The sequence below is a fragment of the Sabulicella rubraurantiaca genome (assembly GCF_017355885.1).
Lineage (GTDB): Bacteria > Pseudomonadota > Alphaproteobacteria > Acetobacterales > Acetobacteraceae > Roseococcus > Roseococcus rubraurantiacus.
In genome coordinates, this window is sequence record NZ_JAFEUU010000016.1 from 1 (window position 1) to 26,151 (window position 26,151).

Annotated in this window: 29 protein-coding genes, 1 tRNA gene and 1 pseudogene; 9 read left to right on the top strand and 22 right to left on the bottom strand. The window is 70.2% G+C overall.

All coding sequences use genetic code 11. The features are described from left to right. The 4 genes from JTJ31_RS20130 to JTJ31_RS20145 all read right to left on the bottom strand — a co-directional run. Positions 1–329: hypothetical protein (locus JTJ31_RS20130; protein WP_408015434.1), on the bottom strand; the 329-nt coding region annotated here is incomplete at its 3' end. A 2-nt stretch (positions 330–331) separates the two neighbouring features. Next, complete coding sequence (gene tolR, locus JTJ31_RS20135) at positions 332–829, bottom strand: protein TolR (RefSeq protein WP_207540541.1); 498 nt, start codon at positions 827–829, stop codon at positions 332–334. Positions 830–833: 4 nt separating this feature from the next. Then, positions 834–1,544, bottom strand: coding sequence for a protein TolQ (gene tolQ, locus JTJ31_RS20140; protein WP_207540607.1), 711 nt, complete (start codon positions 1,542–1,544; stop codon positions 834–836). 41 nt (positions 1,545–1,585) lie between these two features. Continuing rightward, positions 1,586–2,008, bottom strand: a complete 423-nt coding sequence (locus JTJ31_RS20145) for a YbgC/FadM family acyl-CoA thioesterase (protein ID WP_207540542.1) — start codon at positions 2,006–2,008, stop codon at positions 1,586–1,588. A 104-nt stretch (positions 2,009–2,112) separates the two neighbouring features. On the opposite strand from JTJ31_RS20145, the gene JTJ31_RS20150 reads away from it, so the two are divergent. Then, positions 2,113–3,570, top strand: a complete 1,458-nt coding sequence (locus JTJ31_RS20150) for a M81 family metallopeptidase (RefSeq protein ID WP_207540543.1) — start codon at positions 2,113–2,115, stop codon at positions 3,568–3,570. After that, the gene (locus tag JTJ31_RS20155) at positions 3,567–5,129 is read left to right on the top strand and encodes an ABC transporter substrate-binding protein (RefSeq protein ID WP_207540544.1); all 1,563 of its coding nucleotides are present in this window, start codon (positions 3,567–3,569) and stop codon (positions 5,127–5,129) included. The genes JTJ31_RS20150 and JTJ31_RS20155 overlap by 4 nt, the downstream gene beginning before the upstream one ends. A gap of 10 nt (positions 5,130–5,139) precedes the next feature. Here the strand turns inward: JTJ31_RS20155 and ruvB are convergent, their stop codons facing one another. From ruvB to JTJ31_RS20175, 4 genes are all read right to left on the bottom strand, one after another. Then, positions 5,140–6,183, bottom strand: a complete 1,044-nt coding sequence (gene ruvB / locus JTJ31_RS20160; RefSeq protein ID WP_236020474.1) for a Holliday junction branch migration DNA helicase RuvB — start codon at positions 6,181–6,183, stop codon at positions 5,140–5,142. Positions 6,184–6,249: 66 nt separating this feature from the next. Beyond that, positions 6,250–6,861, bottom strand: a complete 612-nt coding sequence (gene ruvA / locus JTJ31_RS20165) for a Holliday junction branch migration protein RuvA (protein ID WP_207540545.1) — start codon at positions 6,859–6,861, stop codon at positions 6,250–6,252. Positions 6,862–6,864: 3 nt separating this feature from the next. Continuing rightward, entirely contained in the window at positions 6,865–7,377 is a 513-nt protein-coding gene (ruvC, locus tag JTJ31_RS20170; protein ID WP_328805785.1) for a crossover junction endodeoxyribonuclease RuvC, read from the bottom strand. Positions 7,378–7,445: 68 nt separating this feature from the next. Next, entirely contained in the window at positions 7,446–8,192 is a 747-nt protein-coding gene (locus tag JTJ31_RS20175; protein WP_207540547.1) for a YebC/PmpR family DNA-binding transcriptional regulator, read from the bottom strand. 68 nt (positions 8,193–8,260) lie between these two features. Between JTJ31_RS20175 and JTJ31_RS20180 the strand changes: the two genes are divergently transcribed. Continuing rightward, a complete protein-coding gene (locus tag JTJ31_RS20180) occupies positions 8,261–8,890 on the top strand; it encodes an MSMEG_1061 family FMN-dependent PPOX-type flavoprotein (protein WP_207540548.1) in 630 nt (209 codons plus the stop codon). Here JTJ31_RS20180 and JTJ31_RS20185 read toward each other — a convergent pair whose 3' ends face one another. From JTJ31_RS20185 to JTJ31_RS20195, 3 genes are read right to left on the bottom strand one after another with little or no spacing between them, the layout of a single operon-like run. Continuing rightward, the gene (locus JTJ31_RS20185) at positions 8,891–10,060 is read right to left on the bottom strand and encodes an MFS transporter (RefSeq protein WP_207540549.1); all 1,170 of its coding nucleotides are present in this window, start codon (positions 10,058–10,060) and stop codon (positions 8,891–8,893) included. Then, on the bottom strand, positions 10,057–10,743 hold the full coding sequence (locus tag JTJ31_RS20190) for an ArsR/SmtB family transcription factor (RefSeq protein ID WP_207540550.1): 687 nt from the start codon (positions 10,741–10,743) through the stop codon (positions 10,057–10,059). Before JTJ31_RS20190 ends, JTJ31_RS20185 begins: the two co-directional genes overlap by 4 nt. 57 nt (positions 10,744–10,800) lie before the next feature. Next, complete coding sequence (locus JTJ31_RS20195; protein ID WP_207540551.1) at positions 10,801–11,412, bottom strand: DJ-1/PfpI family protein; 612 nt, start codon at positions 11,410–11,412, stop codon at positions 10,801–10,803. A 26-nt stretch (positions 11,413–11,438) separates the two neighbouring features. Here JTJ31_RS20195 and JTJ31_RS20200 point away from each other — a divergent pair, with 26 nt between their 5' ends. From JTJ31_RS20200 to JTJ31_RS25255, 3 genes are all read left to right on the top strand, one after another. Further along, the gene (locus JTJ31_RS20200) at positions 11,439–12,020 is read left to right on the top strand and encodes a helix-turn-helix domain-containing protein (RefSeq protein WP_207540552.1); all 582 of its coding nucleotides are present in this window, start codon (positions 11,439–11,441) and stop codon (positions 12,018–12,020) included. A gap of 85 nt (positions 12,021–12,105) precedes the next feature. Further along, positions 12,106–12,672 (top strand): MOSC domain-containing protein, encoded by a 567-nt coding sequence (locus JTJ31_RS20205; protein ID WP_207540553.1) that lies wholly within the window; start codon positions 12,106–12,108, stop codon positions 12,670–12,672. After that, positions 12,669–13,604 carry a PDR/VanB family oxidoreductase gene (locus tag JTJ31_RS25255; RefSeq protein WP_207540554.1) on the top strand — a complete coding sequence of 312 codons (936 nt, stop codon included), beginning with the start codon at positions 12,669–12,671 and terminating at the stop codon, positions 13,602–13,604. Before JTJ31_RS20205 ends, JTJ31_RS25255 begins: the two co-directional genes overlap by 4 nt. On the opposite strand, the pseudogene JTJ31_RS20215 reads toward JTJ31_RS25255, so the two are convergent. Further along, positions 13,605–13,970, bottom strand: a pseudogene (locus tag JTJ31_RS20215) (YkvA family protein); the annotation flags it as partial. An 86-nt stretch (positions 13,971–14,056) separates the two neighbouring features. Then, positions 14,057–15,136, bottom strand: coding sequence for a TRAP transporter substrate-binding protein (locus JTJ31_RS20220; RefSeq protein WP_207540556.1), 1,080 nt, complete (start codon positions 15,134–15,136; stop codon positions 14,057–14,059). A 376-nt stretch (positions 15,137–15,512) separates the two neighbouring features. Between JTJ31_RS20220 and JTJ31_RS20225 the strand changes: the two genes are divergently transcribed. Next, on the top strand, positions 15,513–15,980 hold the full coding sequence (locus JTJ31_RS20225) for a hypothetical protein (protein WP_207540557.1): 468 nt from the start codon (positions 15,513–15,515) through the stop codon (positions 15,978–15,980). 5 nt (positions 15,981–15,985) lie between these two features. Here JTJ31_RS20225 and JTJ31_RS20230 read toward each other — a convergent pair whose 3' ends face one another. The 5 genes from JTJ31_RS20230 to JTJ31_RS20250 all read right to left on the bottom strand — a co-directional run bounded on the left by JTJ31_RS20230 (position 15,986) and on the right by JTJ31_RS20250 (position 19,810). Next, on the bottom strand, positions 15,986–16,513 hold the full coding sequence (locus JTJ31_RS20230; protein WP_207540558.1) for a GNAT family N-acetyltransferase: 528 nt from the start codon (positions 16,511–16,513) through the stop codon (positions 15,986–15,988). A gap of 151 nt (positions 16,514–16,664) precedes the next feature. Next, positions 16,665–18,344 carry an energy-dependent translational throttle protein EttA gene (gene ettA / locus JTJ31_RS20235; protein ID WP_207540559.1) on the bottom strand — a complete coding sequence of 560 codons (1,680 nt, stop codon included), beginning with the start codon at positions 18,342–18,344 and terminating at the stop codon, positions 16,665–16,667. 61 nt (positions 18,345–18,405) lie between these two features. After that, the gene (locus JTJ31_RS20240; RefSeq protein ID WP_207540560.1) at positions 18,406–18,717 is read right to left on the bottom strand and encodes an HNH endonuclease family protein; all 312 of its coding nucleotides are present in this window, start codon (positions 18,715–18,717) and stop codon (positions 18,406–18,408) included. Positions 18,718–18,735: 18 nt separating this feature from the next. Next, a tRNA-Ile gene (locus JTJ31_RS20245) sits at positions 18,736–18,808 on the bottom strand. 54 nt (positions 18,809–18,862) lie between these two features. Then, on the bottom strand, positions 18,863–19,810 hold the full coding sequence (locus tag JTJ31_RS20250; RefSeq protein WP_207540561.1) for a homocysteine S-methyltransferase family protein: 948 nt from the start codon (positions 19,808–19,810) through the stop codon (positions 18,863–18,865). Positions 19,811–20,019: 209 nt separating this feature from the next. Here JTJ31_RS20250 and JTJ31_RS20255 point away from each other — a divergent pair, with 209 nt between their 5' ends. Next, positions 20,020–20,652, top strand: a complete 633-nt coding sequence (locus JTJ31_RS20255; protein ID WP_207540562.1) for a TetR/AcrR family transcriptional regulator — start codon at positions 20,020–20,022, stop codon at positions 20,650–20,652. Positions 20,653–20,679: 27 nt separating this feature from the next. Here the strand turns inward: JTJ31_RS20255 and ppa are convergent, their stop codons facing one another. Continuing rightward, positions 20,680–21,213, bottom strand: coding sequence for an inorganic diphosphatase (ppa, locus tag JTJ31_RS20260; protein WP_207540563.1), 534 nt, complete (start codon positions 21,211–21,213; stop codon positions 20,680–20,682). 166 nt (positions 21,214–21,379) lie between these two features. On the opposite strand from ppa, the gene JTJ31_RS20265 reads away from it, so the two are divergent. Continuing rightward, on the top strand, positions 21,380–23,500 hold the full coding sequence (locus tag JTJ31_RS20265; protein ID WP_236020475.1) for a sodium-translocating pyrophosphatase: 2,121 nt from the start codon (positions 21,380–21,382) through the stop codon (positions 23,498–23,500). A 36-nt stretch (positions 23,501–23,536) separates the two neighbouring features. On the opposite strand, the gene JTJ31_RS20270 is transcribed toward JTJ31_RS20265, so the two are convergent. The 3 genes from JTJ31_RS20270 to obgE all read right to left on the bottom strand — a co-directional run bounded on the left by JTJ31_RS20270 (position 23,537) and on the right by obgE (position 26,091). Beyond that, a complete protein-coding gene (locus tag JTJ31_RS20270) occupies positions 23,537–23,974 on the bottom strand; it encodes a group III truncated hemoglobin (RefSeq protein WP_236020476.1) in 438 nt (145 codons plus the stop codon). 80 nt (positions 23,975–24,054) lie between these two features. Next, entirely contained in the window at positions 24,055–25,056 is a 1,002-nt protein-coding gene (locus JTJ31_RS20275; RefSeq protein ID WP_207540565.1) for an NAD(P)H-dependent flavin oxidoreductase, read from the bottom strand. 33 nt (positions 25,057–25,089) lie between these two features. Further along, on the bottom strand, positions 25,090–26,091 hold the full coding sequence (gene obgE, locus JTJ31_RS20280) for a GTPase ObgE (RefSeq protein ID WP_207540566.1): 1,002 nt from the start codon (positions 26,089–26,091) through the stop codon (positions 25,090–25,092). Positions 26,092–26,151: the final 60 nt, after the last annotated feature.

The following is a 26,151-nucleotide window of genomic DNA, read 5'->3' on the forward strand; positions in this document are numbered from 1 at the left end:
CGCGCCGCCTGCGTGGGCGGCGAAGGTGCGGCGGCCGGGGCCGGTGGCGGAGGCGGCGGGGGTGGCGGCGGCGTGGGCGGCGCGTTGCGCGGGGGTTCCGGCGTCGGCGGCTCGGGCGAGGGCGGGGCCGGAACCGGGCTCGGCGCCGGGCGCGGGGCAAGCTCCTCGCCCTGGGCCATCTCGGACGGAGCAACGAGCTCCACCGCGATCGCCTGCTCCATCGGCTCCTCGATCTTACGCCGGTCGAGTTCGAGCAGCATCAGCACCAGCACGACGACGTGCAGGCCAAGGCTGATGCCGACGAACAGGCGGAACCGCCCCTCCTCCATGGTCAGCGCGGCGCGTTCGTCCTGGGGGCAGTCGCAGCCGGGCGCTGTGCGGGGGCGCCCTGCTGGTTCGCCTGCTCGGCGAGCAGGGCGACGCGGGTGAAGCCGCCGGCGCTGATCGTGCCCATCACCTCCATGACGCGGCCGTAGGAGATGCCGCGGTCGCCGCGGACGAAGATGCGGCGCTCCGGCTGGCCCTGGGGCTGGTTGCGGGCGATGGCCTGAAGCTGCTCCACCAGACCCTCCAGCGGCACCTCCGTCTCCTGCAGGAAGATGCGGCCCTGCGGGTCCACGGTGATGGTCAGCGGCTCCTGCTCCTGGTTCAGGGGCTGGGCGGTGGTGCGCGGCAAATCCACCGGCACGCCGGAAGTCATCATCGGGGCCGCCACCATGAAGATGATCAGCAGCACGAGCATCACGTCCACCATGGGCGTGACGTTGATCTCCGCCATGGGCTTGTAGCGGCGCCCCCCGCCGCCACGCCCGAGCATCGGACCAGCCATGGGCTTACTCCGCCACCGGGGTGGGCGCGGGGGCGGAACGGCCCGGGGCGGCAGCCGCCTCGGTCTGCCGGGCCAGGATGGCGCCGAACTCCGCCGCGAAGCCTTCCATCCGCGCCGCGAACTTGGCGAGGTTGGAGGTGAGCATGTTGTAGATCAGCACCGCCGGGATGGCGGCGACGAGGCCGATCGCCGTGGCGAAGAGCGCCTCCGCGATGCCCGGCGCCACCACGGCGAGATTGGTGTTCTGCATGGAGGCGATGGCGGTGAAGCTGTTCATGATGCCCCATACCGTGCCGAACAGCCCGATGAAGGGCGCAGCGGAGCCGGTATTGGCCAGGAAGGTCATACGCTTCTCGAGCCGCTCCATCTCGCGCTGGATCGTCACCGCCATGGCGCGCTCCACGCGCTCCTTCGTGCCGGCCACCATCATCGAGCCGGCCCCGGCCTGGGTGGAGCGGCGCCATTCGCGCATGCCGGCGCTGAACACGGCGGCGAAGGGGTGGTTCGGCTGCTCACCCTCGCGGCGGAACAGCTCGTCCAGCGAGCCGCCGGACCAGAACCGATCCTCGAAGGCGTCGGCCTCGCTGCGCGCCTTGCGCAGCGAGGTGAATTTCTCGAAGGCGATGGCCCAGACATAGACGCTGGCGAGCAGCAGCAGGACCATGACGGTCTTCACCACCCAGTCGGCCTGCATGAACAGGCCCCACAGGGTCATGTCGTGCGCGGCGGCGGCGAGCGGCGCGGAGGTGACGGGATTCACTGCGAAGAGCCTCCATGATCCACCAGGGCGCGCAGGGCGCCCAGCCAGGGTTCGGGCAGCCGCCGGGGCTGGAGACTCGCCGCGTCCACGCAAGCGAGGGTCACATCCAGCACGGCCAGCCTCTCCTCCCCCCGCCGCACCTGCTGTTCCAGGACAACCGATGCGGAAACGCGACGGATCAGGGTGCGGACCTGCACCAGGTCATCCAGCCGCGCCGGGCGTGCATACTCCACCGCGAGGCGCTTCACCACCAGGAAGCAGCCATGAATTCGCTGCATGTCGGAATGCGGCATTCCCATGTCGCGGAGGGATTCCGTCCGTGCCCGCTCTGCCCACCGCAGATAGGAGGCGTGGTAGGCCACGCCGCCGGCGTCGGTGTCCTCGAAATAGACGCGGATGGGAAAGTCGTGGCCGGGCATGCACGGCGCATAGCGCCGTTGCCGGCGCCCGTCGAACCTTCCAGCCTTGCTACCCAAGCCAGGGCATGGTCCGCTGACGGCGAGGGGCGGACAGGGGACAACCAATGACGCCGCGACTGGCCGTTGCCATGTTCAAGCACGAGACCAACACCTTCTCGCCCGTGCCCACGCGGTGGGAGGATTTCGGCGCGCTGGAGGGGGAGGCCGCGCACCGGGCCTATCGCCACTCCGGCTATGCCATGGCCGGGCTGCTGGACGGGGCGGAGGCAATGGGCGCGGCGATCACCATCCCGCTGGCCGCCCGCGCCCTCCCCAGCGCCCCCGTGGCGCGCGACGCGTTCGAGCGCCTGTCCGAGATTCTTTGCGCCGCCGCGCGCGATTGCGACGCGATGCTGCTGGACCTCCATGGGGCCATGGTCGCGGAGCACCACGAGGACGGAGAGGGCGAGCTGCTGGCCCGGCTGCGCCATGTGCGCCCAGGCCTGCCGATCGGCGCGGCGCTGGACAGCCACGGCAACGTGACCGACCGCTTCGTGGCGAACTGCACGGTGATGCCGGGATACCGCACCTATCCGCACACCGACATGGTGGAGACCGGCCGGATGGCCGCGCGCCTGCTGCGCGACGTGCTGGAAGGGCGGCTGGAGCCGGTGACGGTGCGCCACGCCGTGCCCATGCTACCCGACATGGTGCGCGGCCAGACCGACCGGGAGCCGATGTCGCGGCTGATCGCCGCCGCCGCTTCCGAGGAGGCGGCCGGCCTGCCCTGCGTCACCGTCTTCACCGGCTTCCCGCTCGCCGACACGGCCGACACCTCGCTCTGCGTGCTGGCCACCGCCCACCGCGACCGCGCGGCGGCCGAGGCAGCGGCCCGGCGCGTGGGCGACTTGGCCTGGTCGCTGCGCGAGGAGTTCACCCAGCGCCTGGAGCCGCTGGTGGAGGCAGTGGCCCGCGCGGCCACGATGTCGGAAGGGCCGGTGATCCTCTCCGACCAGTCGGATAACTGCCACTCGGGCGGCGCCATGGACGACGTGACGGTGATCGCGTCCGCGCTGGAAGCCGGGATCAGCGGAATCCTGGCCGGGCCGGTGCGCGACCCGGCGGCGGTGGCGCGCTGCTGCGAGGCCGGGATCGGCGCGACCGTGACGCTTGACGTGGGCGCCTGGGCGGACACGCCCTTCCCCCGCGCGCCCCTGCGCGTGACGGGCACGGTGCAGACCCTCGCCATGGGGCGGTTCACGGTCGAGGGACCGGTCTTCACGGGGATGCCCGTGGATCTCGGGCGCTGCGCGGTGGTCCGGAATGACCGGCTGACGCTGCTGCTGAGCGAGGGCCGGGTCGAGGCGCTGGACCCCCTGCAATACCGAATCTTCGGGGTTGAGCCGACGCGGTTCCAGGCGATCATTCTGAAGAGCAAGACCAACCACCGCCCCGCCTTCGGCCCCCTGGCCCGCGCGGAGGTGGCCTGCCACGCCCCCGGCGTGGCGGGGCTGGACCTGGCCGCCCTGCCCTGGCGCCGCGTGCGCCGGCCGATCTTCCCGCTGGACAGGAGCAACGCATGATCCGCCGCCTCGCAGCCCTTGCGCTGCTTCTCGCCGTTGCCCTGCCCGCCTCGGCCCAGACCGTGCGCTGGGGCAATAATGGCGAGGTCTCGACCATGGACCCGCACGGGGCCTTCAGCACGGCCAATGCGGCGCTGCTGGGCAACATCTATGAGGGGCTGGTCCGCCACGACCGCGAGCTGCGCTTCGAGCCCGCCCTGGCCACGGGGTGGGAGGTGCTGGCCCCCGACCACTGGCGCTTCACCATCCGCCAAGGCGTGCGCTTTCACGATGGCTCGCCGCTGACGCCCGCGGATGTCGTGGCCTCGCTGCGCCGGGCCTCGCTGCCCAACTCGCCCTATGCCTCCGTCACCCACATGATCCAGTCAGTGGAGCAGAGCGGCGACTGGACGGTGGATATCTGCCTGCGCGGCCCCTACCCGGTGCTGATCAACGACCTGGCCGGCATCTCCATCCTCTCCGAGGCGTGGATGCAGCGGCACGACGCGCTACAGCCGGCCGATCCCGCCCGCGGGCGCACCGCCTACACGAGCATGAACACGAACGGCACCGGCCCCTACCGGCTGGTCTCGCGCGAGCCCGACGCGCAGACCGTGCTGGAACGCTTCGACGGCTGGTGGGACCGCTCGCCCGTGCCGGTGCAGCGCGTGGTCTTCACCCCCGTGGCCAATGATGCGACGCGGGTGGCGGGGCTTCTGGGCGGGCAGCTGGACGTCATCACCCCCACGCCGCTCCAGGATCTCGACCGGCTGCGCGCCGCGAACGGGCTGCGCGTGGTGGAGGCCCAGGACCTGCGCGTGATGTTCCTGGTGTTCAACGTGGCCGCGGACCACCCGGTGGAAGGCCAGCCGCGCAACCCTCTCGCCGATGCGCGCGTGCGCCAAGCCCTCAGCATGGGCGTGGATGTTGGCGCGGTGACGCAAAGCGTCATGCGCGGCCTGACGCAACCCATCCACACGCTAATCGCGCCCGAGATCGGCGGCTACGACGCCGCGCTGGCCACGCCGCGCGTGGCGCACGACACGGCCGCGGCGCGCCGCCTCCTGGCCGAGGCCGGCTATCCGGAGGGCTTTGGCATCGGCTTCGACTGCCCGAATGACCGCTTCGTGAATGGCGAGCGTGTGTGCCGCGCCATCGCCTCCATGTGGGCGCGGATCGGCGTGCGGGCGAATTTGAACGTGATGCGCTACCCGCCCTACATGGCGCGGTTCCTGAACCACCAGAGCGACATCTTCCTGCTGGGCTGGGCCAATACGCCGCAGCTGGACGGGTTCTCCCTGCTCAACAACGTGCTCCATACCAAGAACCAGCGCAGCGGCAGCTGGAATGCGGGCCGCGTCAGCGACCCCGCCTTCGACGCGATCGTGGCGCGCGCGGCGGTGGAGATGGACCCGGCCCGGCGCACCGCCCTGATGACCGAGGCCTTCACGATGGAGCGGCGCGCCTTCTGGACGCTGCCGCTCTATCGCGAGCCGATGGTGGTGGCGATGCGCCGGCCGCTGGACATGCCGGCCTCGGCCGACGGGCGGATGCGCTTCTGGATGGCGCGGCTCGACTGAGCCGCGCCGCTTACTTCCCGTCCGGCAGACCGTCGAACAGGTCGGAGGTCTGGGGCGCGGGTGGTGTCAGACCGAGGTGACGCCAGCCCATCTCGGCCAGGACGCGGCCGCGTGGGGTGCGCAGGACGAAGCCTTCCTGGATCAGGAAGGGCTCCACCACGTCTTCCAGCGTGTCGCGGCTCTCCGACAGGGCGGCGGCCATGGTCTCGACCCCGACGGGGCCGCCCTTGTGGTGCTCGGCGATGCGCCGGAGGTAGCGGCGGTCCATCGCGTCCAGCCCCTTGGCATCCACCTCCAGGCGCTGGAGCGCCGCGTCCACCATGGCACGGTCGGCCACCTTGCCGGCGACCGCCGCGAAGTCGCGCACGCGCCGCAGGAGACGGCCCGCGATGCGCGGCGTGCCGCGGGACCGGGTGGCGATCTCCCACGCGCCCTCTTCGCTCAGCGCGAAGCCCAGCTTGCCGGCGCCGCGCGCGACGATCTTGTGCAGCTCCTCCGGCGTATAGAGCATCAGCCGCAGCGGGATGCCGAAGCGGTCGCGCAGCGGGGTGGAAAGCAGGCCCGATCGCGTCGTCGCCCCCACCAGGGTGAAGGGCGGCAGGTCGATGCGGACGGTGCGGGCCGCCGGTCCCTCGCCGATGATGAGGTCCAGCTGGAAATCCTCCATCGCCGGGTAGAGGGTTTCCTCGATGGCAGGCTGGAGGCGGTGGATCTCGTCCACGAACAGGACGTCGCGCGGCTGGAGGTTGGTCAGGATGGCCGCGAGGTCACCGGCGCGCTGCAGCACGGGGCCAGTGGTGGCGCGGAATCCCACCCCCAGCTCGCGCGCGATGATCTGGGCCAGCGTCGTCTTGCCCAGGCCCGGCGGACCATGCAGCAGCACGTGGTCGAGCGCCTCGCCGCGCGCCCCGGCGGCCTGGATGAAGACCTCCAGGTTCTCGCGGCTGCGCTGCTGGCCCGTGAAGTCGGCGAGGCGCTGCGGGCGCAGGCTCCCCTCGCCCGTGTCCTCCTCCTGCCGCTGGGCGGAGGCGATGCGGTTGGTGGCTTCACTCATGATGAGAACATATAGGGCACATCGAGGGAAAAGTCCCGCTTTCCCTGCGAGGCTGCGGCGCCAGGATCAGCGCGCCGACTCGCGCAGCGCGGCGGTGATGAGGGCGTTCAGGTCGACCTCCTCGCCCAGCGCCTTCATGGCCTTGGCCACGGCCTTCTCGGCCTCGGGCCGCTTGAGGCCGAGGTTGAGCAGGGCCGAGACGGCATCCTGCGCTGAGCCGGCCGAGGGAAGCTCCACGCCCCCCACCCCGTCCGCGTCGGGCGTCGCCTTGCCCACAGCCCATTTCTGCATCGCCGGCTCATCCACGATACGGGTCGCGGTGGCCGCGCCCACCCCCTTCACCTCGCCCAGGCGCTTGCGCTCCTTGCCGGCGATGGCGCGCGCGAGGTCGGCGGGGGACAGGCCAGACAAGACGAGCAGCGCCTTCTGCGGCCCCACCGTCTTAACCTGGGTGAGCGCCCGGAACGCGTCGCGCTCGGCGGCGTCGAGGAAGCCGTAGAGGGTGATGCTGTCCTGGGCCACTCGCGTCTCGACCAGGAGGCGCTGCACCCCCTCCTTCGCCGTCAGCCGGTCCAGCGTCTTGCGGGAACAGGAAACGAGGTAGCCGACACCGTTCACGTCGAGGACGCAGGCGCCGTCGCCGGTGGACTGCACGAGGCCGGTCAGGGAGGCGAACATGATTTAGGCCCGGGCGAGCTGCGCCAGGAGCGCGCGCGTGCCGCGGTGGTGGGCGTGGCAGATGGCGATGGCCAGCGCGTCCGCCGCGTCGGCGCGCCGCAGCGCCGCGCCGGGCAGCAGGCGCTTCACCATGTCCTGCACCTGGATCTTGTCGGCGTGGCCGGTCCCGACCACGGCGCGCTTCACTTCCATCGCCTGGTACTCGGCGACGCGCAGCCCGGCGGAGGCAGGGGCGAGCAGCGCGATGCCGCGTGCCTGGCCGAGCTTGAGCGCGGCCTGCGGATTCTTGTTCACGTAGGTGTGCTCCACCGCGGCCTCATCCGGCGTCCATTCGGCGATCAGCGCCATCAGTGCGGAATGGATGCGGCACAGGCGCTCCGGCAGATCCTCGGCCGTGGTGGTGGAAATGGCTCCGGCTGCGAGGAAGCGCAGATGCGAGCCGGCGGATTCGATCAGGCCCCAGCCCGTATGTGTCAGCCCAGGATCGAGGCCGAGGATGCGGACGCATCCGTTCACGTTTTGTCCCCTCCGCTCCCGCGGCGCCAGGGTTGGCGGCGGGGGCGGAAGGTGCGTGCTCATCCGGTCTAGGCGGCCGAGAGCTTGGCCAGCACGGCTTCGCTCACCTCGAAATTGGTAAAGACGTTCTGCACGTCGTCATGGTCCTCCAGCAGGTCCACGAACTTCAGCACGGATTGCGCCGATTCTTCATCAAGTTCGACCGAAAGATTCGGGCGCCATTCCAGCTTGCTCTCCGAGGCCTCGCCGAACCGCGCCTCCAGCGCCTCGCGCACCGCGTTCAGATCGTCCGGGGCGGTGAGGATCTCGTGCCCCTCCTCGCCGCTCGCCACGTCCTGCGCGCCCGCCTCGATCGCCGCTTCCAGCACCGAATCGGCATCGGCCACAGCGGCGGGGAAGCGCAGCACCCCCAGGCGGTCGAACTGGAACGCCACCGTCTCGCCTAGCGATCCGCCAGCCTTGGAGAACATGGAGCGGAGGTCGGAGGCGGTGCGGTTGCGGTTGTCGGTCAGCGCCTCGACGATCACGGCGACACCCGACGGGCCCCGCCCCTCGTAGCGGACCTCGACGTAATCCTCGCCGCTGCCCGCGCCCTGCGCCTTCTTGATGGCGCGGTCCACCGCGTCCTTGGTCATGTTCGCCTGGCGGGCGGCGATCAGCGCGGCGCGGAGGCGCGGGTTGAAGGCGGGGTCGGGTTGGCCCTGCTTGGCGGCGACGGTGATCTCGCGCCCCAACTTGGCGAAGATCCGGGCGCGCTTCGCGTCCTGCGCGCCCTTGCGGTGCATGATGTTCTTGAACTGCGAATGGCCGGCCATGGTTCTGCGGATGTTCGGTTGCGAAGCGCCCTATAGCGAAGGGGCCGCGCTTCCGCCACCATCCGGACATGGACGCGCCCCTCCCCACCGACCCTCACGCCATCACGAGCCTCGCGGCGCTGAACGCGCTGTACGCCGAGCCGTCGGAGGTGGCGCGGAACAAGGTGGCGTCGCTCCTAGACGCGCCGACCCGCGCCTTCATCGCGGCCTCACCCTTTGTCCTGCTGGGCACCACGGGCCCGGACGGGCCGCACGTGACGCCGCGCGGCGACGCGCCCGGCTTCGTGGAAGCCGCGGATGACGAGACGCTGATCCTGCCCGACCGGCGCGGCAACAACCGGCTGGACGCGCTGCGCGATATCGTCGGCGATGACCGCGTCGCGCTGCTCTTCCTGGTGCCCGGCGCGGCGGAGGCGCTGCGGGTGCACGGCCGCGCCACCATCACCGCCGACCCCGCCCTGCGCGCCCGCCACGTCGCGCAGGGCAAGGAGCCGACGACGGTGCTACGCGTGCGCGTCACCTCGCTCTACATGCAATGCGCCAAGTCGGTGATCCGCTCGCGCCTCTGGGCCGGCACGCCGCGTCCCGCCGGGCTACCCAGCATGGGCGCGCTGATGCAGGCGCACATGAAGGGCGCCGTGAAGAGCGAGGAGGTGGATGCCCGCCTGACCGTCGCCTACACACAGACGCTCTACTGATTACCGCTTCCCCAGCCGGTATCCCGCAAGGCCCAGCAGCAGCGACGCCGCCAGGGCCAGGAACCCGGCGGGGTAGCCCGAGGCGCCGACCGCCCATCCCATCACCGCCGGCAGCGCGGCCGACCCCAGCACCTGGGCAAGGTTCACCGTGGTCACGCCACGCCCCACCAGATGCTCCGGGAACAGCATCCGGCCCTGCGTGACCAGCAGGATGGAATAGGCCGACCCGGCGCAGACGAGGCAGAGCAGCGGCACCGCCACGGGCAGGGCGGGCCCCGCCGCCAGGGCCAGCAGCGCCAAGATGACCGTGCCGCACATCAGCGCCACCGTCCGGTCCCGCCCCAGGCGCCGCTCCAGCGGCGGCACCAGGAGCTGGCCGAGCGGCACGCAGATCCCCATGGCCAGCAGCACCGTCCCGCGCGCGGCCGGCGTCAGCCCATGCACGTCATGGAGGAAGGGCCCCGCCCAGAGGGCGAGCAGCGTCGCCATGGCGGCATAGGCAAAGGTGTGCAGCGACAGGATGCGCAGCAGGCCTGGCGTGCGCCACACGGAGAACTGCCCGGCGAGGATCTCGCCCAGCGTTTCCCGTCGGATGACGCGCGGCGGCGCGTCTGGCGGGTCATCCGCCGCCAGCCACCACCAGGCGAGGCCCAGCAGCGCCGTCACCCCCGCCGAAAGGAGAAAGGCGCCGCGCCACCCCGTCAGCCCGGCCAGCACGGCAAGCGGCGCCCCCGCGGCGAGGATCCCCGCCTGGCTCCAGGCGAAGGTCGTGCTGATGGCGCGGGTCAGGGCGGTGCCCCGATGCCAGCGCCCGGACAGCACCACCGCCGCCATGAAGGACGCCGCGCAGCCCAGCCCCAGAAGGAAGCGCGCGACGATGAACTCCGTCCCCGTCCGCGCCACGGATTGCCACGCCGCGCCCAGCACCGCCAGCGCGGTCAGCAGGAGGACGAGGCGCTTCGGCCCGATGCGGTCCAGCGCCACGCCAACAGGAATCTGCGCCGCCAGCAACGCGCCGAAGAAGGCGGAATTGGCCGCGCCCAAGGCGCCCGGCCCCATGTCGAGATCCGCGGCAAGCTCCGGCGCGATCACCCCCACCGCCGCGCGATGGAAGTTCGAGATTCCGGTCATCCCGACCAGGGCGATGATCAGCCTCGACCCGGGTGTCATGCGGCGAGGCCGAACTCCGCCTCCAGCGCGCGCAGCCCCTCGGGCGTGGGATGTAGGCGGCGGCGACGCAGCGTGTCGGTCGCCGCCGGCTCGATGCGCACCAGCCACTTCCGGCGCAGCAGCAGCGTCGCCAATTCGCGCCCCAGCCCACCCGCAAGGTGGGGCCGGCGCTCCGACCAGTCCATGCAGTCGCAGGCGAAGCGCGGAGCGCGGCGCGCCGCAGCGAGGTCCACGTCCAGGGCCACCAGCCGCGCCTCGCCACGCGGCGTGACGACCCAGCCGCCGCCCTCCGGTTCCAGCCAGCCCTGGCCGGTCAGGCGTTCGTGCAGCCCGACGCCGATGCGCCCGGCGACGTGATGCCAGCACAAACGTCCGCGCCGCAGCGCTTCGTCATGCGGCCAGGGGCGGCGCGCCGGGCGCGCCGCGAGGCCGAGCAGCGTCTCGATCGCCTGCGCCACCTCCTCGCCGCCCAGGCGGAACCAGCGGTGGCGGCCCTGGGCATGCACGGCCACCAACCCGCCCTCGGCCAGCGCCTTGAGCTGCGCCGAGGCGGCAGGCGCGCCGATCCCGGCGATGCGCGCCAGCTCGCCCGCCGTCAGCGCCTCGCCGGGCAAAAGGGCCTGCAGCATGGCGGCACGGGAGGGATCGCCGATCAGGGCGGCGGTGGCGGCGAGGCTGGTCATGGCACGAGGCTAAGGCCAGCACGTCCCGCCACGCTTCGGAAGCGGCCGAAGCGCCGATCAGCCGAGCGCCGCGCGATTGGCGACAAAGGCGCGGTCATACTCGATCAGCCGCGCCACGGCGTCGCGCGTCGCCACGCCGTGCAGCCGGCCGATCAGATGCAGCGTCAGGTCATGCGCGAGGCTGACGCCGCCCCCGGTCGCCGGGCCGCCCGGTGGATCCACGATCTGCGCCGGCCGTGCTTCCGCCCCCATCCGCGACAGCAGCGCAACCGGGGCCTCGGCCTCGCCGGGGCTGGCGTTGCGGCGCGTGGTCGCGGGGCGGCCCTCCAGCAGCCCCGCCGCGCCCAGGATCAGTGCCCCGGTGCAGACGCTGGCGAGCCGAGCGGGGTCGAGGCGCCGCAGGAAGCCGAGCATCGCCTCGTCCTCGGTCTGGACGCGCCAGCCTGGCCCGCCGGTGACGATCCAGGCATCGCAATCCGGCGCGTCGTCGAAGCCGTGCGTGGCCAACACCGTCAGCCCCCCGGCGCAGCGCACCGGTCCGGCCTCCTTCGCCACCGTCACGGCAGCAATACCCGGCACCAGCCGCGAAGCCATGGAGATCACCCCCACCGTGCCACCGATGTCGATCGGCTCCACCCCGTCGTAAAGGATCACCCCGATTTGGCTCATGCCGCTCCCCGTGTATGTGGGGGCGCATGTCCGCCACCCCCGAAGCCGAGCAGATGGAAGCTCTCGCCGCCGAGTTGCGCGCGCAGCGCCAGCGCCAGGGGCTGACGCTGGAGCAGCTGGCCGCGCGCTCGGGCGTGTCGCGCTCCATGATCTCCAAGATCGAACGGGCCGGGGCCGTCCCCTCCACCGTCATCCTCTCGCGCCTCGCCGAGGCGCTGGGCGTCACCTTCGCGCAGCTGATGCTGCCGGCGGCGGAGCGGGAGATGATCGTCATCCCCGCGCAGCACCAGCCCGTGCTGCGCGACGCCGAGACGGGCTTCACCCGCCGCGTCCTGTCCCCCGTCCTGCCGGGGCGCGGCGTGGACTTCGTGCTGAACACCCTGCCGCCCGGCGCCGGCACGGGCGAGTTCACCGCCCATCGCCGCGGCGTCGAGGAATACATCTTCGTCCTCGCCGGCACGCTGCTCGCCCGCCTCGGCGGGCGGGAGGTGCGTCTCGTCGAAGGGGACAGCCTGTTCTTCGAGGCGGATGGACCGCATGGCTTCTCCAACCCGGGCGCGGCGGAATGCCGCTACCTGCTGGTGATCGACAGCTCCCGGGGACGGTAGCGCCAGATTCCACTTCAAGGGAATCCCTTCCATCATCGCGCCACCACCCCTATGACGAGGGAGCGAGACCAGAGGAGCCGCGACGATGGACCTTCCCGCCACGCCCATCCACAAGGACGGGTTCGAGCACCCGGCCGGCCGCGCGGCGACCGAGGTCGCGGGCGGAGCGGAGAACTGGCGCGGCACGCTGCTGCACATCCACATCGCCGAGGCCGCCTCATTCGAGATGACGGAGCTGACTGAAGCTCGCCTCGTCGCCGGGCGCGGCATCGAGGGCGACCGCTACTTCCTCGGCACCGGTACCTACTCGCCCAAGCCGGATGTGCGCGAGGTGACGCTGATCGAGCAGGAGGCGCTGGACGCCCTGTCCCGCAACGACCCGCCTTTGCAGAATGGCCCGCTGGTGCTGACGCCCGAGATGCATCGCCGCAACCTCACGGTGCGCGGCGTGCCGCTGAACCACCTTGTCGGCCGGCGCTTCCGCGTGGGCGAGACGATCCTCCGCGGCGGGCGGCTGAACTTCCCCTGCAAGTATCTGGAGGAGCTGCTGGGGATGTCGGTCTATCTGCCGCTCTACAACCGCTCCGGCCTCAACTGCTCCATCGAGCAGGGCGGCATCATCCGTCCGGGCGACGTGCTGGAGCCGTTGTGACCGCGCGCATCGTCATGCGGCTGCGCGTGGAGGAGGCGCGGCCCACCACGCCGGAGGTGCTGCTGCTGACGCTGCGCCACGCCACCAAACCGGAACTTCCGGCCTGGGCGCCCGGCGCACATGTGGATCTCCGCCTGCCCGATGGGCGGGTGCGGCAATACTCCCTTTGCGGCGACCCGGCGGAGCGCGGGGAATGGCGCCTCGCCGTGAAGCGGGAGGAAGCCGGGCGCGGCGGGTCGCGCTGGGTGCACGAGACGCTGCGCGCGGGCGAGACGGTGATGGTCACCGCGCCGCGCAACAACTTCCCTCTGGCCGAGGACGCGGCGCGCCACGTGCTGATCGCGGGCGGCATCGGCATCACGCCGCTCCTGCCCATGGCGCGGGAACTGGCGCGGCGCGGCGCCGACTTCACCCTGCATTTCCTGGCCCGCTCCCGCGCCCTGGTGCCGCTGCTGGAGGAAACCGAGGCGGCCTGCGGCGGCCACCTCGTGACATGGTTCGGCGATGAGGGGCGACGCTTCGACCCCTCCGTGCTGCGCCCACCCGGCCCGGCGGACCACCTCTATGCCTGCGGGCCGCAGCGCCTGCTGGATGCGCTGAAGGAGACGGTCTGGCCGGAGGAGCGCTTCCACCACGAGGTCTTCCAGGCGACGCTGGACGAGAACTTCAAGCCCGAACCCTTCACCGCCCGCATCGCCTCCACCGGCGAGGAGATCCTGGTGCCTGCGGATCTGTCGCTGCTGGAAGCGCTGCGCCGCGCCGGGCATGCCGCCCCCTCCTCCTGTGAATCCGGCGTGTGCGGCGCCTGCATCTGCCGCTATCGCGACGGCGTCGTGATCCATCGCGACCAGGTGCTGAAACTTGCCGAGCGGCAGGACCGCATGACACCCTGCGTCAGCCGGGCGCGGGTGAGCGTCACGCTCGATCTGTAGTCACTGCAGCCGCGCTGGCCAGAAGGCCCAGAGCAGCAACGCCGCCCCCGCCACCCAGATCAGCATGATGGCCACCGCGCCGGCCCGGCTGACGGGCCGCGCGGCGCGACGCTCGGCCTCCGCCCGGAACTCGGCCATCAGCGCGCGCGGGACAAGGCGCACGGCCAGGAGGATGCCAAGCGGCACGAGGATCACGTCATCCAGGTAGCCCAGCACCGGGATGAAGTCGGGGATCAGGTCGATCGGCGAGAGTGCATAGGCCGCAACCAGCCCCGCGACGAGCTTGGCAGCGAAGGGCACGCGCGGGTCGCGCGCCGCCAGCCACAGCGCCACCACGTCGCGCTTCACCCGTCGCGCCCAATCGCGCAAACCGCCCATCGCCATGGCCCTGCCTCTCCGCGCCCGGCGACACTCCAGCAGCGCCGCGCCAAGTCGCCAAGCGCGGGCGGCGGTTAGCGCCGCCGCAGCCGCAGCATCATCGCGTCGAACTGGAAATCCGCCACCTGATGGTACTGGAAGTTCCGGTCGCGGAAGGCGACCTGGCTGTCGAGGATTTCCTTGAAGGCCGCGTTCTGCGCCGAGGTCTCGGCGTAGAATTCCTGCGCCGAGCGGTAGAGCGTGTCCACCAGCTCGGTCGAGAAGCCGCGAAGCTGCGTGCCATTGGCGACGAGGCGCATGATCGCTTCCGGGTTCCGGGCGTCATAGGCGGCCATCATGTTCAGCGTCGCCGCCTGGCTCGCCACCTCGATCGCCGCCTTGTAGGCGCGCGGCAGGGCGTTCCAGTGATCGAGGTTGAAGAAAGCGTGGAACACCGTCCCGCCCTCGCCCCAGCCCGGATAGTAGTAGTAGCGGGCGACGCGGTTCAGCCCGAGCTTCTCGTCGTCATAGGGGCCGATGTATTCGACGGCGTCGATCACGCCGCGCTCCAGCGCCGGGTAGATGTCGCCGGGCGGGATCTGCTGCGGCACGACGCCCACGCGCTGCATCACGTTTCCCGCCACCCCAGCGACGCGCATCTTCAGGCCGCGAAGGTCGTCGGCGGTGCGGATCTCGCGCCTGAACCAGCCGCCCCACTGGTTGCCGGTCTGGCCGCAGGGCACGGCATGAACGTTGAAGCGCTTGAAGAACTCGTTGAGCATGGCGCTGCCGCCGCCCTGCCACATCCAGGCATGCTGCTGGCGCGGGTTCATCATGAAAGGCACCGCCGCAGAAAGCGCGAAGGCGGGATCCTTGCCGACATAGAACAGACCGCCCGAATAGGCCGCCTCGACCGATCCCTGCTGCACGGCGTCCATCGCCTGAAAGGCGCCGACGATCTCACCGGCCGGAAACTGGGTGATGGTGAAGCGGCCCTCAGTGATCTCACTCACCGCCCGGCAGAAGAACTCGCCCGCGCCGTAGGTGAGGTCGAGGTTGCGCGGGAAAGCGCTGGTCATGCGCCAGCGCAGGGCGGGCAGCGACTGCGCGACGGCCGGTGCGGCCAGGGCAGCGGTCGCAATGGGGGCGGTGGTCAGCATGGCGCGGCGTTGCATGGGGCCTCCTTGGGGCGCGCGCTTCCACTCTTGTGGAAGCCTCTCCACCAGCGAGGATGGCTCGGATGTGCCGGCCGTTGCCGCCGAATCTTTCGGCAATTAGGGTCATGGAGGCCTGGAATGACGCGTGGCGCAGCATGCACGCCTATCGCTGCCCTGATTTCAGGCTTTCAAATGCTGGCACCGCTTAGCACTATCGGGCTGGCATCGCTGGTTCCCGCGCAACGCCATCAATACGCAGCAGGACGGCGGCATGGCCGGAGCCCGCTGGGCCTGGGGCCCTGACCAGGCGTGGCGGTGGCGGCATGGCTCGTCACGGGTGCAGGTTAGCAAAGCCGGCGCGCGAAGCTTCGCCGCCCGGCAAAGGGAGGAGACGATGGCGGACACCGTCCGGGGGACGCCGCGCCGGGGCTCGCCGCTGCGGGGCCTGTTTGGTCTCGTGATGGCGGGCACGGCGGGGCTGGCGCTCGGCTTCCTTGCCTACCTCCTCGCCCGGGAGTTCGCCCTGCCCACCTCGCTCTGGGGCTCGGACGGGGTGATGTGGACCATCATCCTCGCCGTCGCCCTGCCCTGCGCGGCGCTCGGCGCGGCGCAAGGTGTGGCACCGAATCGCGCCGGCAGAGCGCTCGTCGCCGGCCTCGGCGGCTTCGTGTTGGGCGCGGTGGCCGGGGCGATGGCGGGGCTGTTTCTCGGAGGCGTGCTCGGAGCGCTGCTCGGCGCGGACCAGCGCGAGGGCTCGTTTGCCATGGGGCTGGTCTTCGGCCTCGCGCCGGTGGCCGCGCTGCTCGGCGGCGTCGCCGGCGCCGCCGCCATGGCGCGTCGGGCCTGGAGCCGCGGCGCGTAGCGCGGTCAGCCCGCGCGCACGCTCTCGTGCACCACCATCATGTGGCCGCGGTGCTCGTAGCGGTCGCATTCGCGCATGCCGATGTCGGTCAGCACGGCCCGGCTCGCGTGGTTCGTCTCGCGCGCGATGCCTATAATTCGCGAAAGGCGCGCCGTATCGTGCCCGAAATCGAGCGCGGCCCGCGCCGCTTCCCGCGCATAGCCGCGACCGCGGCATTCGGGCCAGAGGGCGAAGCGCACCGCGATGCCGCGTCCGTCCGGCCGTTCCATCAGCCCGGCAATGCCCAGGAAGTTCCCGGTCTCGCGTTCGAAGACGCTCCAGGTGCCGTAGCCGCGCACCTGCCAGAAATCCATGTCGTCCTCGAGTTCCTCGCGCGTCCGCTCCGGTGTGCGGGTGCCGTGCAGCATGTAGCCGAACACGGCCTCGTCGGCCTTGAGGCGGATGAGGTCCGGCAGATGCTCCAGCCCTGGCGGGAGGAGGGAAAGGCGCGCCGTGGTGATGATGCGCGGTGCGCGCAGGACGGGGTGGTTCACTGGGAAGAGCTTCCGTCGCCAACGGCCGCAAGGCGGCCGGCGCGCGGCTCGGAACCGCTGGACCAGCGCGCCTTGTCTGAGGCGCGCAAGCCAAGCGGCCAGAGGCCGCGCCCGGCGTTTGAGGGCTTGGCAAACAAGCCCTAGGCCCGCATCAGCGGACCAAGGGCCGGTACTTGATCCGGTGCGGCTGGTCCGCCGCCGCGCCGAGGCGGCGTCGCTTGTCGGCCTCGTAGGCCTGGAAGTTGCCCTCGAACCACTCGACGTGGCTGTCGCCCTCGAAGGCCAGGATGTGCGTCGCCAAGCGATCGAGGAACCAGCGATCGTGGCTGATCACCACCACGCAGCCCGCGAACTCCATCAGCGCCTCTTCCAGCGCGCGCAGCGTATCCACGTCGAGGTCGTTGGTCGGCTCGTCGAGCAGCAGCACGTTGTGCGGCGTGCGCAGCATCTTCGCGAGGTGGACGCGGTTGCGCTCGCCACCCGACAGCACGCCGACGCGCTTCTGCTGGTCGTGGCCCTTAAAGTTGAAGGCCGCCGTGTAGGCGCGCGACGGGATGGTACGCTTGCCGATGTTGATGACGTCGTCCCCGCCTGAGATTTCCTCCCAGACAGACTTCTTGTCGTCCAGGCTATCGCGCGACTGGTCCACGTAGCCGAGCTTCACGCTGTCGCCGATGCGGAGCGTGCCGGAATCCGGCTCCTCGTGCCCCGTGATCATGCGGAACAGCGTGGTCTTGCCGGCGCCGTTCGGGCCGATCACGCCGACAATGCCGCCCGGCGGCAGCTTGAAGTCCAGATCGTCGATCAGCAGGCGGTTGCCGTAGCCCTTGCGCAGCTTCTCGGCCTCGATGACCGTGTTGCCCAGGCGCGGCGGCGGGGAGATGAGGATCTGCATCTCCTCCGGCCCCTTCTCGTTGGAGCGCTCCAGCAGTTCCTCGTAGCGCTGGATGCGCGCCTTGCTCTTGGCCTGCCGGGCGGAGGGCGAGCGGCCGATCCACTCCTGCTCCTGCGCCAGGGCACGGATGCGGGCAGTCTCCTCGCGATTCTCCTGCTCGAGGCGCTTCTTCTTCTGCTCAAGGTAAGAGGAGTAGTTGCCCTGGTAGGGGAAGCCGCGGCCGCGATCGACTTCCAGGATCCAGTTGGTCACGTTGTCGAGGAAGTAGCGGTCATGGGTGACGACCAGCACCGCGCCCGGATAGTCGCGCAGCGTGTGCTCCAGCCAGGACACGCTCTCGGCGTCCAGGTGGTTGGTCGGCTCGTCGAGCAGCAGCAGCTCCGGCTTTTCGAGCAGCAGCTTGCACAGCGCCACGCGGCGCTTCTCGCCGCCGGAGAGGTTGGTCACGGGGCTCTCGGCGGGCGGGCAGCGCAGCGCGTCGAGGGCGATGTCGATGCGCCGGTCCATCTCCCACCCATCGGCGGCGTCGATGGCTTCCTGGAGCTGCCCCTGCTCGGCGAGGAGTTCGTTCATCTCCTCCTCAGACATCTCCTCCATGAAGCGCTCGGAGATCTCGTTGAATCGCTTGAGCTGGGCTTCCAGCGTGGCGAAGGCCTCGCGCACGTTCTCGCCCACGTTCTTTGTGGGGTCGAGCTGCGGCTCCTGCGGCAGATAGCCGACGCGGACGCCCTCGGCGGCCCAGGCCTCGCCGCCATATTCCTTGTCGATGCCGGCCATGATCTTCATCAGCGTGGATTTGCCGGCCCCGTTAGGGCCCAGCACGCCGATCTTGGCATCGGGAAGGAAGGACAGGGTGATGCCCTTGAACACCTCGCGCCCACCCGGATAGGCCTTGGTGAGATCCTTCATCACATAGACATACTGGTAGGCGGGCATGGGGGAACTCCTGTCTTGCGGGGGTTCTAGCGGCGCGGCGGCGCGGGGTTAAGCCCCGGCCTCACCGGCGGAATCGGCCGCGCCGTCCGCCCTTCAGCCGGGTCGGCGCGTGGAAATCCGCGGGCTTGTTGGCGATCCAGGCGAGGAACTCCGCCATCTCCGGCGCGGCGCGGATCGCCTCGGGCTCGGCCAGGCGCCGCGCCAACTCGGCCTCGGTGAAGCGGGCGTGGATCGCCTGGTGGCAGATGTGGTGGACCAGCACCGTTCCCTTGTGCATCCCACCCTTGAGGCGCGGGACGAGGTGGTGCCGGCTGGCCTTCGCGCCCAGCGGGATAGGGCGCAGGCAGATCGGGCAGGTCGGACTCTCATCCATCGCGGGCCTGAACGCCCCTGCGCCCGGCAGGACTTGAACCCGCAACCAAGCCGTTATGAGCGGCCCGCTCTAACCATTGAGCTACGGGCGCGAGGGACGGAGGGTTTGTGCCAAGCCCCCCGCGCTCCGTCCAGGGGCCGTGCCGTCAGGCCGCGGCCGGTACGGCCGCCTCGCAGATCGCCGCGACGTGGCGGTGATCCGTGCCGCAGCACCCGCCCAGGATGCGCAGCGTCGGCAGGCGCTTGCGCAGGCCGACATAGCGCTGCCCCAGATCCAGCGGGTCGCCCTCGTCCAGCGTCTCGCTCTCATCCAACTCCGCGTGGGACTTGGTCGAGGCATTGGCCCGCAGCCCCAGGATGCGCGAGGTCCAGTCGCCCCTCTCTTCGAAGCTGGTGGCGAGGTGCTGGGGATGGACGCAGTTCAGCATGAAATAGGCCGGCGACCGGTCTGTCGCCGCGTCCACGGCCTCGATCGCCTCGCGCAGCGTCTCCCCGCCCAGCATCCGGCCATCGGTCTCCAGGGTGAAGGAGATGGCGCAAGGCATGGCGAGGCGCCGCGCGGCGCGGGCGATCCCGATCGCCTCCTCGATCCCGGTCAGGGTGAAGCCGGCGACCATGTCGGCCCCTGCCGCGGCGAAGCTTGCGATCTGCGGGGCGTGGTAATCCTCGGCCTCGCTGCGATCCATGAACCCCTGCTTGTAGCCATCGCCGCGCGGCCCGATGGCGCCGCTGACCACATGGGGCGTGGCCGGCGTCTCGTATTCCTCGCGCAGGGCCAGCACCTCGGCCACGGCGAGGCGGTTGATCCGGTCCAGCCCCGCCGCATCGTAGCCGAGCTTCGCGCCCCAATCCGGATTGGCACGCCACGTCGCCGTGTCGAGGATGAAGCCCAGCCCTCGGCTTCGTGCCACTTCCAGGAAGGGGCGGTAATAGGCACGAAGCTGCTCCCTCCCCTCCTCCGTCTCCAGCAGGACGAAGCTCGCGAAGCAGGGAAGCTCCGCCCCTTGATGAAAGATCAGCGTCGTCTCCATCCCGCCATCGGTCAGGAAATTCGCGCCCTTGAGCTGCGGCAGCGCCGCCCGGTACTTTGCCATTTGCCTGCTCCTCGCCCGGGCGGTCGCACATGCCGCCACCTGGGTTGGGATGTGCCGAAGGAAGCGTCCCGACTCTACTCGACTGGTGGTGCAGTCGGCGCAGAAAGATTATTGGAAGAAATTCAACAGCTTACGTCGAAGTACTTGCGGCATCACGATGATTCAGGCTTTGTCAGGCCCAGCGAACCAGACCAGCGGTACGGAAAACCATGGGCAAGGGGCAGGATACGCGCAGCCGGATCCTCGACGCCGCCGAGGATGCCGTGCTCGCCAAGGGCTTCGGCGGCACCTCGATCGACGAGATCATCGCTGCCACCGGCCTGACCAAGAGCGGCTTCTTCTACCATTTCCGCGACAAGAACGCCCTCGCGCGCGCCCTGCTCGAACGCTACATCGCGCGTGAAGAGGAGCTGTTCGAGACCATCTTCGGACGCGCCCGCGAATTGGCGGAGGAACCGCTGCCGACGCTGCTGCTGGGGCTGAAGCTCCTGGCCGAACAGGTGCGGGACCTGCCCGCCGGGCATCCAGGCTGCCTCGTCGCCGTCTCGGTCTATGGGGAGCGCCTCTTCGACCGCGAGGTGCGGGAGCTGAACCGGCAGGCCGCCCTGATGTGGCGCGGCCGCTTCCGCGCCATGTTCGAGGAGGTGCTCCGCGACCACGCCCCGCGCCAGCCGCTTTCCGTGGACCAGCTGGCGGATTTCGTCGGGACGGTGCTGGAGGGCTCGATCGTCATGTCCAAGGCCCTGCGGGAGCCCGAGGCGATGGCGGAGCAGATCCTCCTGCTCCGCAACATCCTCAAGACGCTCTTCGTGCCGGTCCGCGCGCCGGAACCCGCTTCCTGATGCCGCGGGGCCGGTCCACGCCCCTGGTCAGCCCTTCGTCTTGGCCCGCTCCACGGCCTCCTGGATGAGGCGGCGCGCCATGGCGGCGTCGCCCCAGCCCTTCACCTTCACCCACTTGCCCGGCTCCAGATCCTTGTAGTGCTCGAAGAAGTGACGGATCTGGTCGAGGGTGATCTGCGGGATGTCGCCCACGTCCTTCACCCCCTCATAGCGCTTGGTCAGCTTGGAGGAGGGAACGGCGATGATCTTCTCGTCCGTGCCGCCATCATCCTCCATCAGCAGCACGCCGACGGGGCGGCAGTTCATCACCGCGCCGGGGGCGATGGGACGGGTATTGGCGATCAGCACGTCGATCGGGTCGCCGTCGTCGCTCAACGTGTGCGGGACGAAGCCGTAATTCCCGGGGTAGCGCATGGGCGTGTAGAGGAAGCGGTCCACGAACAGGACGCCCGCGTCCTTGTCCATCTCGTACTTGATGGGCTCGCCGCCGATGGCGACCTCGATGATGACGTTCACGTCCTCCGGCGGGTTCTTGCCGGTTGGGATGGCGGAAAGGTTCATGCCTGCTCTCCGGGAATGGGCTGGCCGGGCTTGAACCACGAAACCGGCCGGGCCGGGAGGGGGGCCGCTTTTCCCCTTCCCCGCGCCGGAGTCCCCTGCCTAACCTTCTGGGATCGCGGCGGGAATGGGCCGCGCAACCAACAGGGACGGAAAGGACACCAGGACCTTGATCACAGCAACCTTGCTGCTGGTCATCCTGCTGGGCGGGGCTTCGCTCGCCTATGGCTGGGTGACCACGAAGGAAATTCTGGCCAGGCCCGCGGGCAATCCGCGCATGCGGGAGATCGCCCAGGCCATCCAGGAGGGCGCCAGCGCCTATCTGCGCCGGCAATACACCACCATCGCCATCGTCGGCGCCGTGCTCTTCGTGCTCGTCTTCGCCTTCCTCGGCGCGGCGGTGGCCATCGGCTTCCTGCTGGGCGCCGTGCTGTCAGGGCTGGCCGGGTTCATCGGCATGAACGTCTCCGTGCGCGCCAATGTCCGCACGGCGGAGGCCAGCACACATGGCCTCGCTGCCGGGCTGGATGTCGCCTTCAAGTCGGGGGCGATCACCGGCATGCTGGTTGCCGGCCTCGCGCTGCTGGGGGTGGCCTTCTACTTCTTCATCCTGGTGGTGATCGGCGGCCTGCCGATGAACTCCCGCACCGTGATCGACAGCCTGGTGGCGCTGGGCTTCGGCGCCTCGCTCATTTCCATCTTCGCCCGACTGGGCGGCGGCATCTTCACCAAGGGCGCCGACGTGGGCGGCGACATGGTCGGCAAGGTCGAGGCCGGCATCCCCGAGGATGACCCCCGCAACCCCGCCACCATCGCCGACAACGTGGGCGACAACGTGGGCGACTGCGCCGGCATGGCGGCCGACCTGTTCGAGACCTATGCCGTCACCGCCGTCGCCACCATGGTGCTGGCCGCGATCACCTTCGGCGACGAGATCCGTGCGGCCGGCATGCTGCTGCCGCTGGCGATCGGCGCGGTCTGCGTCATCACCTCCATCGCCGGCACGTATTTCGTGAAGCTCCCGGCCAACAACAGCATCATGGGGGCGATGTATCGCGGCCTCGTGGTGACGGGCGTCCTGTCGCTGGTGGTGCTGCTGCCGCTCACCTACCTGATCTTCGGCAGCGGCACGGTGGTGGTGGGCACCCATGCGTTCGGCGCCTTCTCGCTCTTCCTATGCGGCGCGGTCGGGCTGGTGGTCACGGCGGCGATCGTCTGGATCACCGAATACTACACTGGTACCGGCTTCCGCCCGGTGAAGGCCATTGCCGAAGCCTCTCAGACCGGTCACGGCACCAACGTGATCCGCGGCCTCGCCGTGTCCATGGAAAGCACGGCGCTGCCTGCCTTCATCATCATCGCGGGCATCCTCTGCTCCTATGGCCTCGCGGGGCTCTATGGCGTGGCCATCGCCACCACGACCATGCTCTCCCTCGCGGGGATGATCGTGGCGCTCGATGCCTTCGGGCCGGTGACGGACAATGCCGGCGGCATAGCGGAGATGGCGGGGCTGCCGCCGGAGATCCGCGTGACCACCGACGCGCTGGACGCGGTGGGCAACACCACCAAGGCGGTGACCAAGGGCTACGCCATCGGCTCTGCTGCGCTGGGCGCCGTGGTGCTCTTCGCCGCCTACACGCAGGACCTCAACTACTTCACCGCCAACAGCACCGAATACCCCTACTTCGCCAATATGGGGCCGGTCGATTTCTCCTTGGCCAACCCCTACGTCGTCGTCGGCCTGCTCTTCGGCGGCATGCTGCCCTACTTGTTCGGCGGCATGAGCATGACGGCGGTGGGCCGCGCGGCGCAGAGCGTGGTGGAGGAGGTCCGGCGCCAGTTCCGCGAGAAGCCGGGCATCATGGAGGGCACGGACAAGCCGGATTATGGACGGGCGGTGGACATGCTCACCCGCGCCGCGATCCGGGAGATGATCATCCCCTCGCTGCTGCCGGTGCTCTCGCCCATCGTGTGCTTCTTCGTGGTGCTGGCCATCGGCGGCAAGGCTGCGGCCTTCTCGGCGGTGGGGGCGATGCTGCTGGGCGTCATCGTCACAGGCTTCTACGTCGCCGTCTCCATGACCACGGGCGGCGGCGCCTGGGACAATGCGAAGAAGTACATCGAGGAAGGGCATTACGGCGGCAAGGGCAGCGACGCCCACAAGGCCGCCGTGACCGGCGACACGGTGGGCGATCCCTACAAGGACACCTCCGGCCCCGCCGTGAACCCGATGATCAAGATCACCAACATCGTAGCGCTGCTGCTGCTGGCAGTTCTGGCGCACAGCTGAACGGGATGGGGCGGCGCGCTTACCGCCGCCCCTCCCTCAGGCCGCCGGTCGCCGTGGCGGGAATTCCATCGGCACCAACCCCATCTCCAGAGAACGGGCGATGCGCTGGGCGCGCTCCAGCAGATGCTCGACCGCTGCCTCCGGCAGGGTGCGTCGTGCCACCTCCTCGAACAGGGCAAGCCAGCGGGCGAAATGTGCGGAGGTCAGGCCCAGATGCGCATGGGCCCGCATGGGCTGGCCGTGATACTCGCCGGTCATCAGCGCCACGGATCCCCAGAACTGGCCGATCCGCGCCAGATGCGCCTCCCAATCCGCCACCCCGGCAAAGGCGGGGGCAAGCAGCTTGTCGGCGCGGGCGGTGTCGTAGAACTCACGCAGGAAGGCGGCGATGACCGCCTCGTCCAACCCGGTCCGCTCCCGGATCTCGCGCGCCAGGGCGGCGCGGCGTTCGGCATTCTCGGGGATGGCGTTCATGCGCCGAATCTGACCCCTGTCGGCGGGCGGGGCAACGCGCCGGGCCGGATGGCTGCCCCTCCGGCCCGGCAAGGCTGCGGTCAGGCGGGTTCCGGCGTCCGTTCCCAGGCGCGGTTCAGCATCGGGCTGCCGGCGCCGAGGGCGCGCCGCGCCTCCAGGTATTCCGCATGCAGCCGGTCCACCAGCCGTGAGGCCGGCACCACCGCGCCGATCCCCGAGACGGACTGACCCGCGCCCCAGATATCCTTCCAGCGCTTCTTGCGGTCGGAGGCGAAGCTCATCTGCGACTTGTCGCCCGTCTCCAGATTCTCCGGATCCAGCCCGGCCTTGCTGATGGAGGGCTTCAGGTAGTTGCCGTGCACGCCGGTGATGAGGTTCGTGTAGACGATGTCCGACGCCCCGCTTTCGACGATCATGCGCTTGTAGTCCTCGACCGCGCGCGCCTCCTCCGTCGCGATGAAGGCGGTGCCCATATAGGCGAAGTCGGCGCCCATCGCCTCGGCAGCCAGGATGGAGCGCCCATGCGCGATGGAGCCGGACAGGGCGATTGGCCCGTCGAACCACATCCGCGTTTCCTGCAGCAGGGCAAAGGGCGATTGCGAGCCGGCATGGCCCCCTGCCCCGGCCGCCACCAGCACGAGCCCGTCCGCCCCCTTCTCGATCGCCTTGTGGGCGAAGTTCTGGTTGATCACGTCGTGCAGCACATGCCCGCCATAGGAGTGGATGGCCTCGTTCACCTCCACCCGCGCGCCAAGGCTGGTGATGATGAGCGGCACGCGATGCTTCACGCAGAGCGCGAGGTCCTGCTCCAGCCGGTCATTCGACTTGTGGACGATCAGGTTGATGGCGAAGGGCGCGCTAGGCCGGTCAGGATGGCGCGCGTCATGCGCCGCGAGCCTCTCCTTGATCTCGTGCAGCCATTCGTCCAGCTGCTCCAGCGGCCGCGCGTTCAGCGAGGGCATGGCACCGATGACGCCCGAGGTGCACTGCGCCACCACGAGGTCCGGCACCGAGATGATGAAGAGCGGCGAGCCGATCAGCGGCAGCCGCAGCCGCCCCTTCAAAGTGTCGCGCAGGTCCATGGCGTCATTTCCCCAGTCGTCTGGGAAAAGACGCTAGACCCCTGTCCGCGCGCGCGCCAGATCAGCCACGGCGCGCAGCACCTCCGGCACCCCTTCCCCCGTCGCGCCGGAGGCAAGAAGCACGCGCCCGCCCGTCGCCCGCTCCAGGGCCTTCGCCCGGCTCGTGCGCGCCTGGGGCGTCATGGCGTCCAGCTTGTTCAGCACCAGGATCTCCGGCTTCTCGGCCAGCCCGCCGCCATACTCCTCCAGCTCGTGCCGGATCAGGCGCCAAGCGGCGACCGGGTCGGACTGGGAGCCGTCGATCAGGTGCAGCAGCACCCGGCACCGCTCCACATGGCCCAGGAAGCGCGTGCCGAGCCCCGCGCCCTCGCTCGCCCCCTCGATCAGCCCGGGGATGTCCGCCAGGACGAACTCCTCCGTCGCATTGAGCCGGACGACGCCAAGCTGGGGGTGCAGCGTGGTGAAGGGATAGTCGGCGATCTTGGGCTTGGCGGCGCTGACCGCGGCCAGGAAGGTGGACTTGCCGGCATTGGGCAGCCCGACCAGACCGGCATCGGCGATCAGCTTCAGCCGCAGCCAGACCCACTTCTCCTCGCCCGGAAAGCCGGGATCGGCGCGGCGCGGGGCGCGGTTCGTGCTGCTCTTGAAATGGGCGTTGCCGAAGCCGCCATCGCCGCCCCTGGCCAGGAGGACGCGCTTCCCGGCCGTGTCCAGGTCGGCGATCAGCGTCTCCTTGTCCTCATCCAGGATCTGCGTGCCGACGGGGACCTTCAGCACCACGTCATCGGCCTTCGCACCGGTGCGGTCGGAGCCGGCGCCGTTGCCGCCCTTGCGCGCCTTGAAATGCTGGGCGTAGCGGTAGTCGATCAGGGTGTTCAGCCCTTCCACCGCCTCGGCCCAGACATCGCCGCCCTTGCCGCCATTGCCGCCATCGGGGCCGCCGAACTCGATGTAGCGCTCACGCCGGAAGGCGACGACGCCGTTGCCGCCATCGCCCGACTTCACAAACACCTTGGCTTCGTCCAGGAACTTCATCGGAACCCCAAAAACGGCAACGGGGGCCGCGAGGGCCCCCGGAACCTTGTCACCCGAAGG

Excerpts from the sequence above, each read along its gene's own strand:
- JTJ31_RS20275 (WP_207540565.1), bottom strand. The coding sequence starts at position 25,056 with ATGGACCTGCGCGACACTTTGAAGGGGCGGCTGCGGCTGCCGCTGATC.
- JTJ31_RS20220 (WP_207540556.1), bottom strand. The coding sequence starts at position 15,136 with ATGCAACGCCGCGCCATGCTGACCACCGCCCCCATTGCGACCGCTGCC.
- JTJ31_RS20250 (WP_207540561.1), bottom strand. The coding sequence starts at position 19,810 with ATGGCAAAGTACCGGGCGGCGCTGCCGCAGCTCAAGGGCGCGAATTTC.
- JTJ31_RS20180 (WP_207540548.1), top strand. The coding sequence starts at position 8,261 with ATGGACGCGCCCCTCCCCACCGACCCTCACGCCATCACGAGCCTCGCG.
- JTJ31_RS20200 (WP_207540552.1), top strand. The coding sequence starts at position 11,439 with ATGTCCGCCACCCCCGAAGCCGAGCAGATGGAAGCTCTCGCCGCCGAG.
- ettA (WP_207540559.1), bottom strand. The coding sequence starts at position 18,344 with ATGCCCGCCTACCAGTATGTCTATGTGATGAAGGATCTCACCAAGGCC.
- JTJ31_RS20225 (WP_207540557.1), top strand. The coding sequence starts at position 15,513 with ATGGCGGACACCGTCCGGGGGACGCCGCGCCGGGGCTCGCCGCTGCGG.
- ruvB (WP_236020474.1), bottom strand. The coding sequence starts at position 6,183 with ATGAGTGAAGCCACCAACCGCATCGCCTCCGCCCAGCGGCAGGAGGAG.
- JTJ31_RS20145 (WP_207540542.1), bottom strand. The coding sequence starts at position 2,008 with ATGCCCGGCCACGACTTTCCCATCCGCGTCTATTTCGAGGACACCGAC.
- JTJ31_RS20255 (WP_207540562.1), top strand. The coding sequence starts at position 20,020 with ATGGGCAAGGGGCAGGATACGCGCAGCCGGATCCTCGACGCCGCCGAG.
- ruvA (WP_207540545.1), bottom strand. The coding sequence starts at position 6,861 with ATGTTCGCCTCCCTGACCGGCCTCGTGCAGTCCACCGGCGACGGCGCC.
- JTJ31_RS20190 (WP_207540550.1), bottom strand. The coding sequence starts at position 10,743 with ATGACCAGCCTCGCCGCCACCGCCGCCCTGATCGGCGATCCCTCCCGT.
- obgE (WP_207540566.1), bottom strand. The coding sequence starts at position 26,091 with ATGAAGTTCCTGGACGAAGCCAAGGTGTTTGTGAAGTCGGGCGATGGC.
- JTJ31_RS20185 (WP_207540549.1), bottom strand. The coding sequence starts at position 10,060 with ATGACACCCGGGTCGAGGCTGATCATCGCCCTGGTCGGGATGACCGGA.
- ppa (WP_207540563.1), bottom strand. The coding sequence starts at position 21,213 with ATGAACCTTTCCGCCATCCCAACCGGCAAGAACCCGCCGGAGGACGTG.
- JTJ31_RS20175 (WP_207540547.1), bottom strand. The coding sequence starts at position 8,192 with ATGGCCGGCCATTCGCAGTTCAAGAACATCATGCACCGCAAGGGCGCG.
- JTJ31_RS20150 (WP_207540543.1), top strand. The coding sequence starts at position 2,113 with ATGACGCCGCGACTGGCCGTTGCCATGTTCAAGCACGAGACCAACACC.
- tolQ (WP_207540607.1), bottom strand. The coding sequence starts at position 1,544 with ATGACCCTGTGGGGCCTGTTCATGCAGGCCGACTGGGTGGTGAAGACC.
- tolR (WP_207540541.1), bottom strand. The coding sequence starts at position 829 with ATGGCTGGTCCGATGCTCGGGCGTGGCGGCGGGGGGCGCCGCTACAAG.
- JTJ31_RS20195 (WP_207540551.1), bottom strand. The coding sequence starts at position 11,412 with ATGAGCCAAATCGGGGTGATCCTTTACGACGGGGTGGAGCCGATCGAC.
- JTJ31_RS20270 (WP_236020476.1), bottom strand. The coding sequence starts at position 23,974 with ATGAACGCCATCCCCGAGAATGCCGAACGCCGCGCCGCCCTGGCGCGC.
- JTJ31_RS20205 (WP_207540553.1), top strand. The coding sequence starts at position 12,106 with ATGGACCTTCCCGCCACGCCCATCCACAAGGACGGGTTCGAGCACCCG.
- JTJ31_RS20240 (WP_207540560.1), bottom strand. The coding sequence starts at position 18,717 with ATGGATGAGAGTCCGACCTGCCCGATCTGCCTGCGCCCTATCCCGCTG.
- JTJ31_RS20155 (WP_207540544.1), top strand. The coding sequence starts at position 3,567 with ATGATCCGCCGCCTCGCAGCCCTTGCGCTGCTTCTCGCCGTTGCCCTG.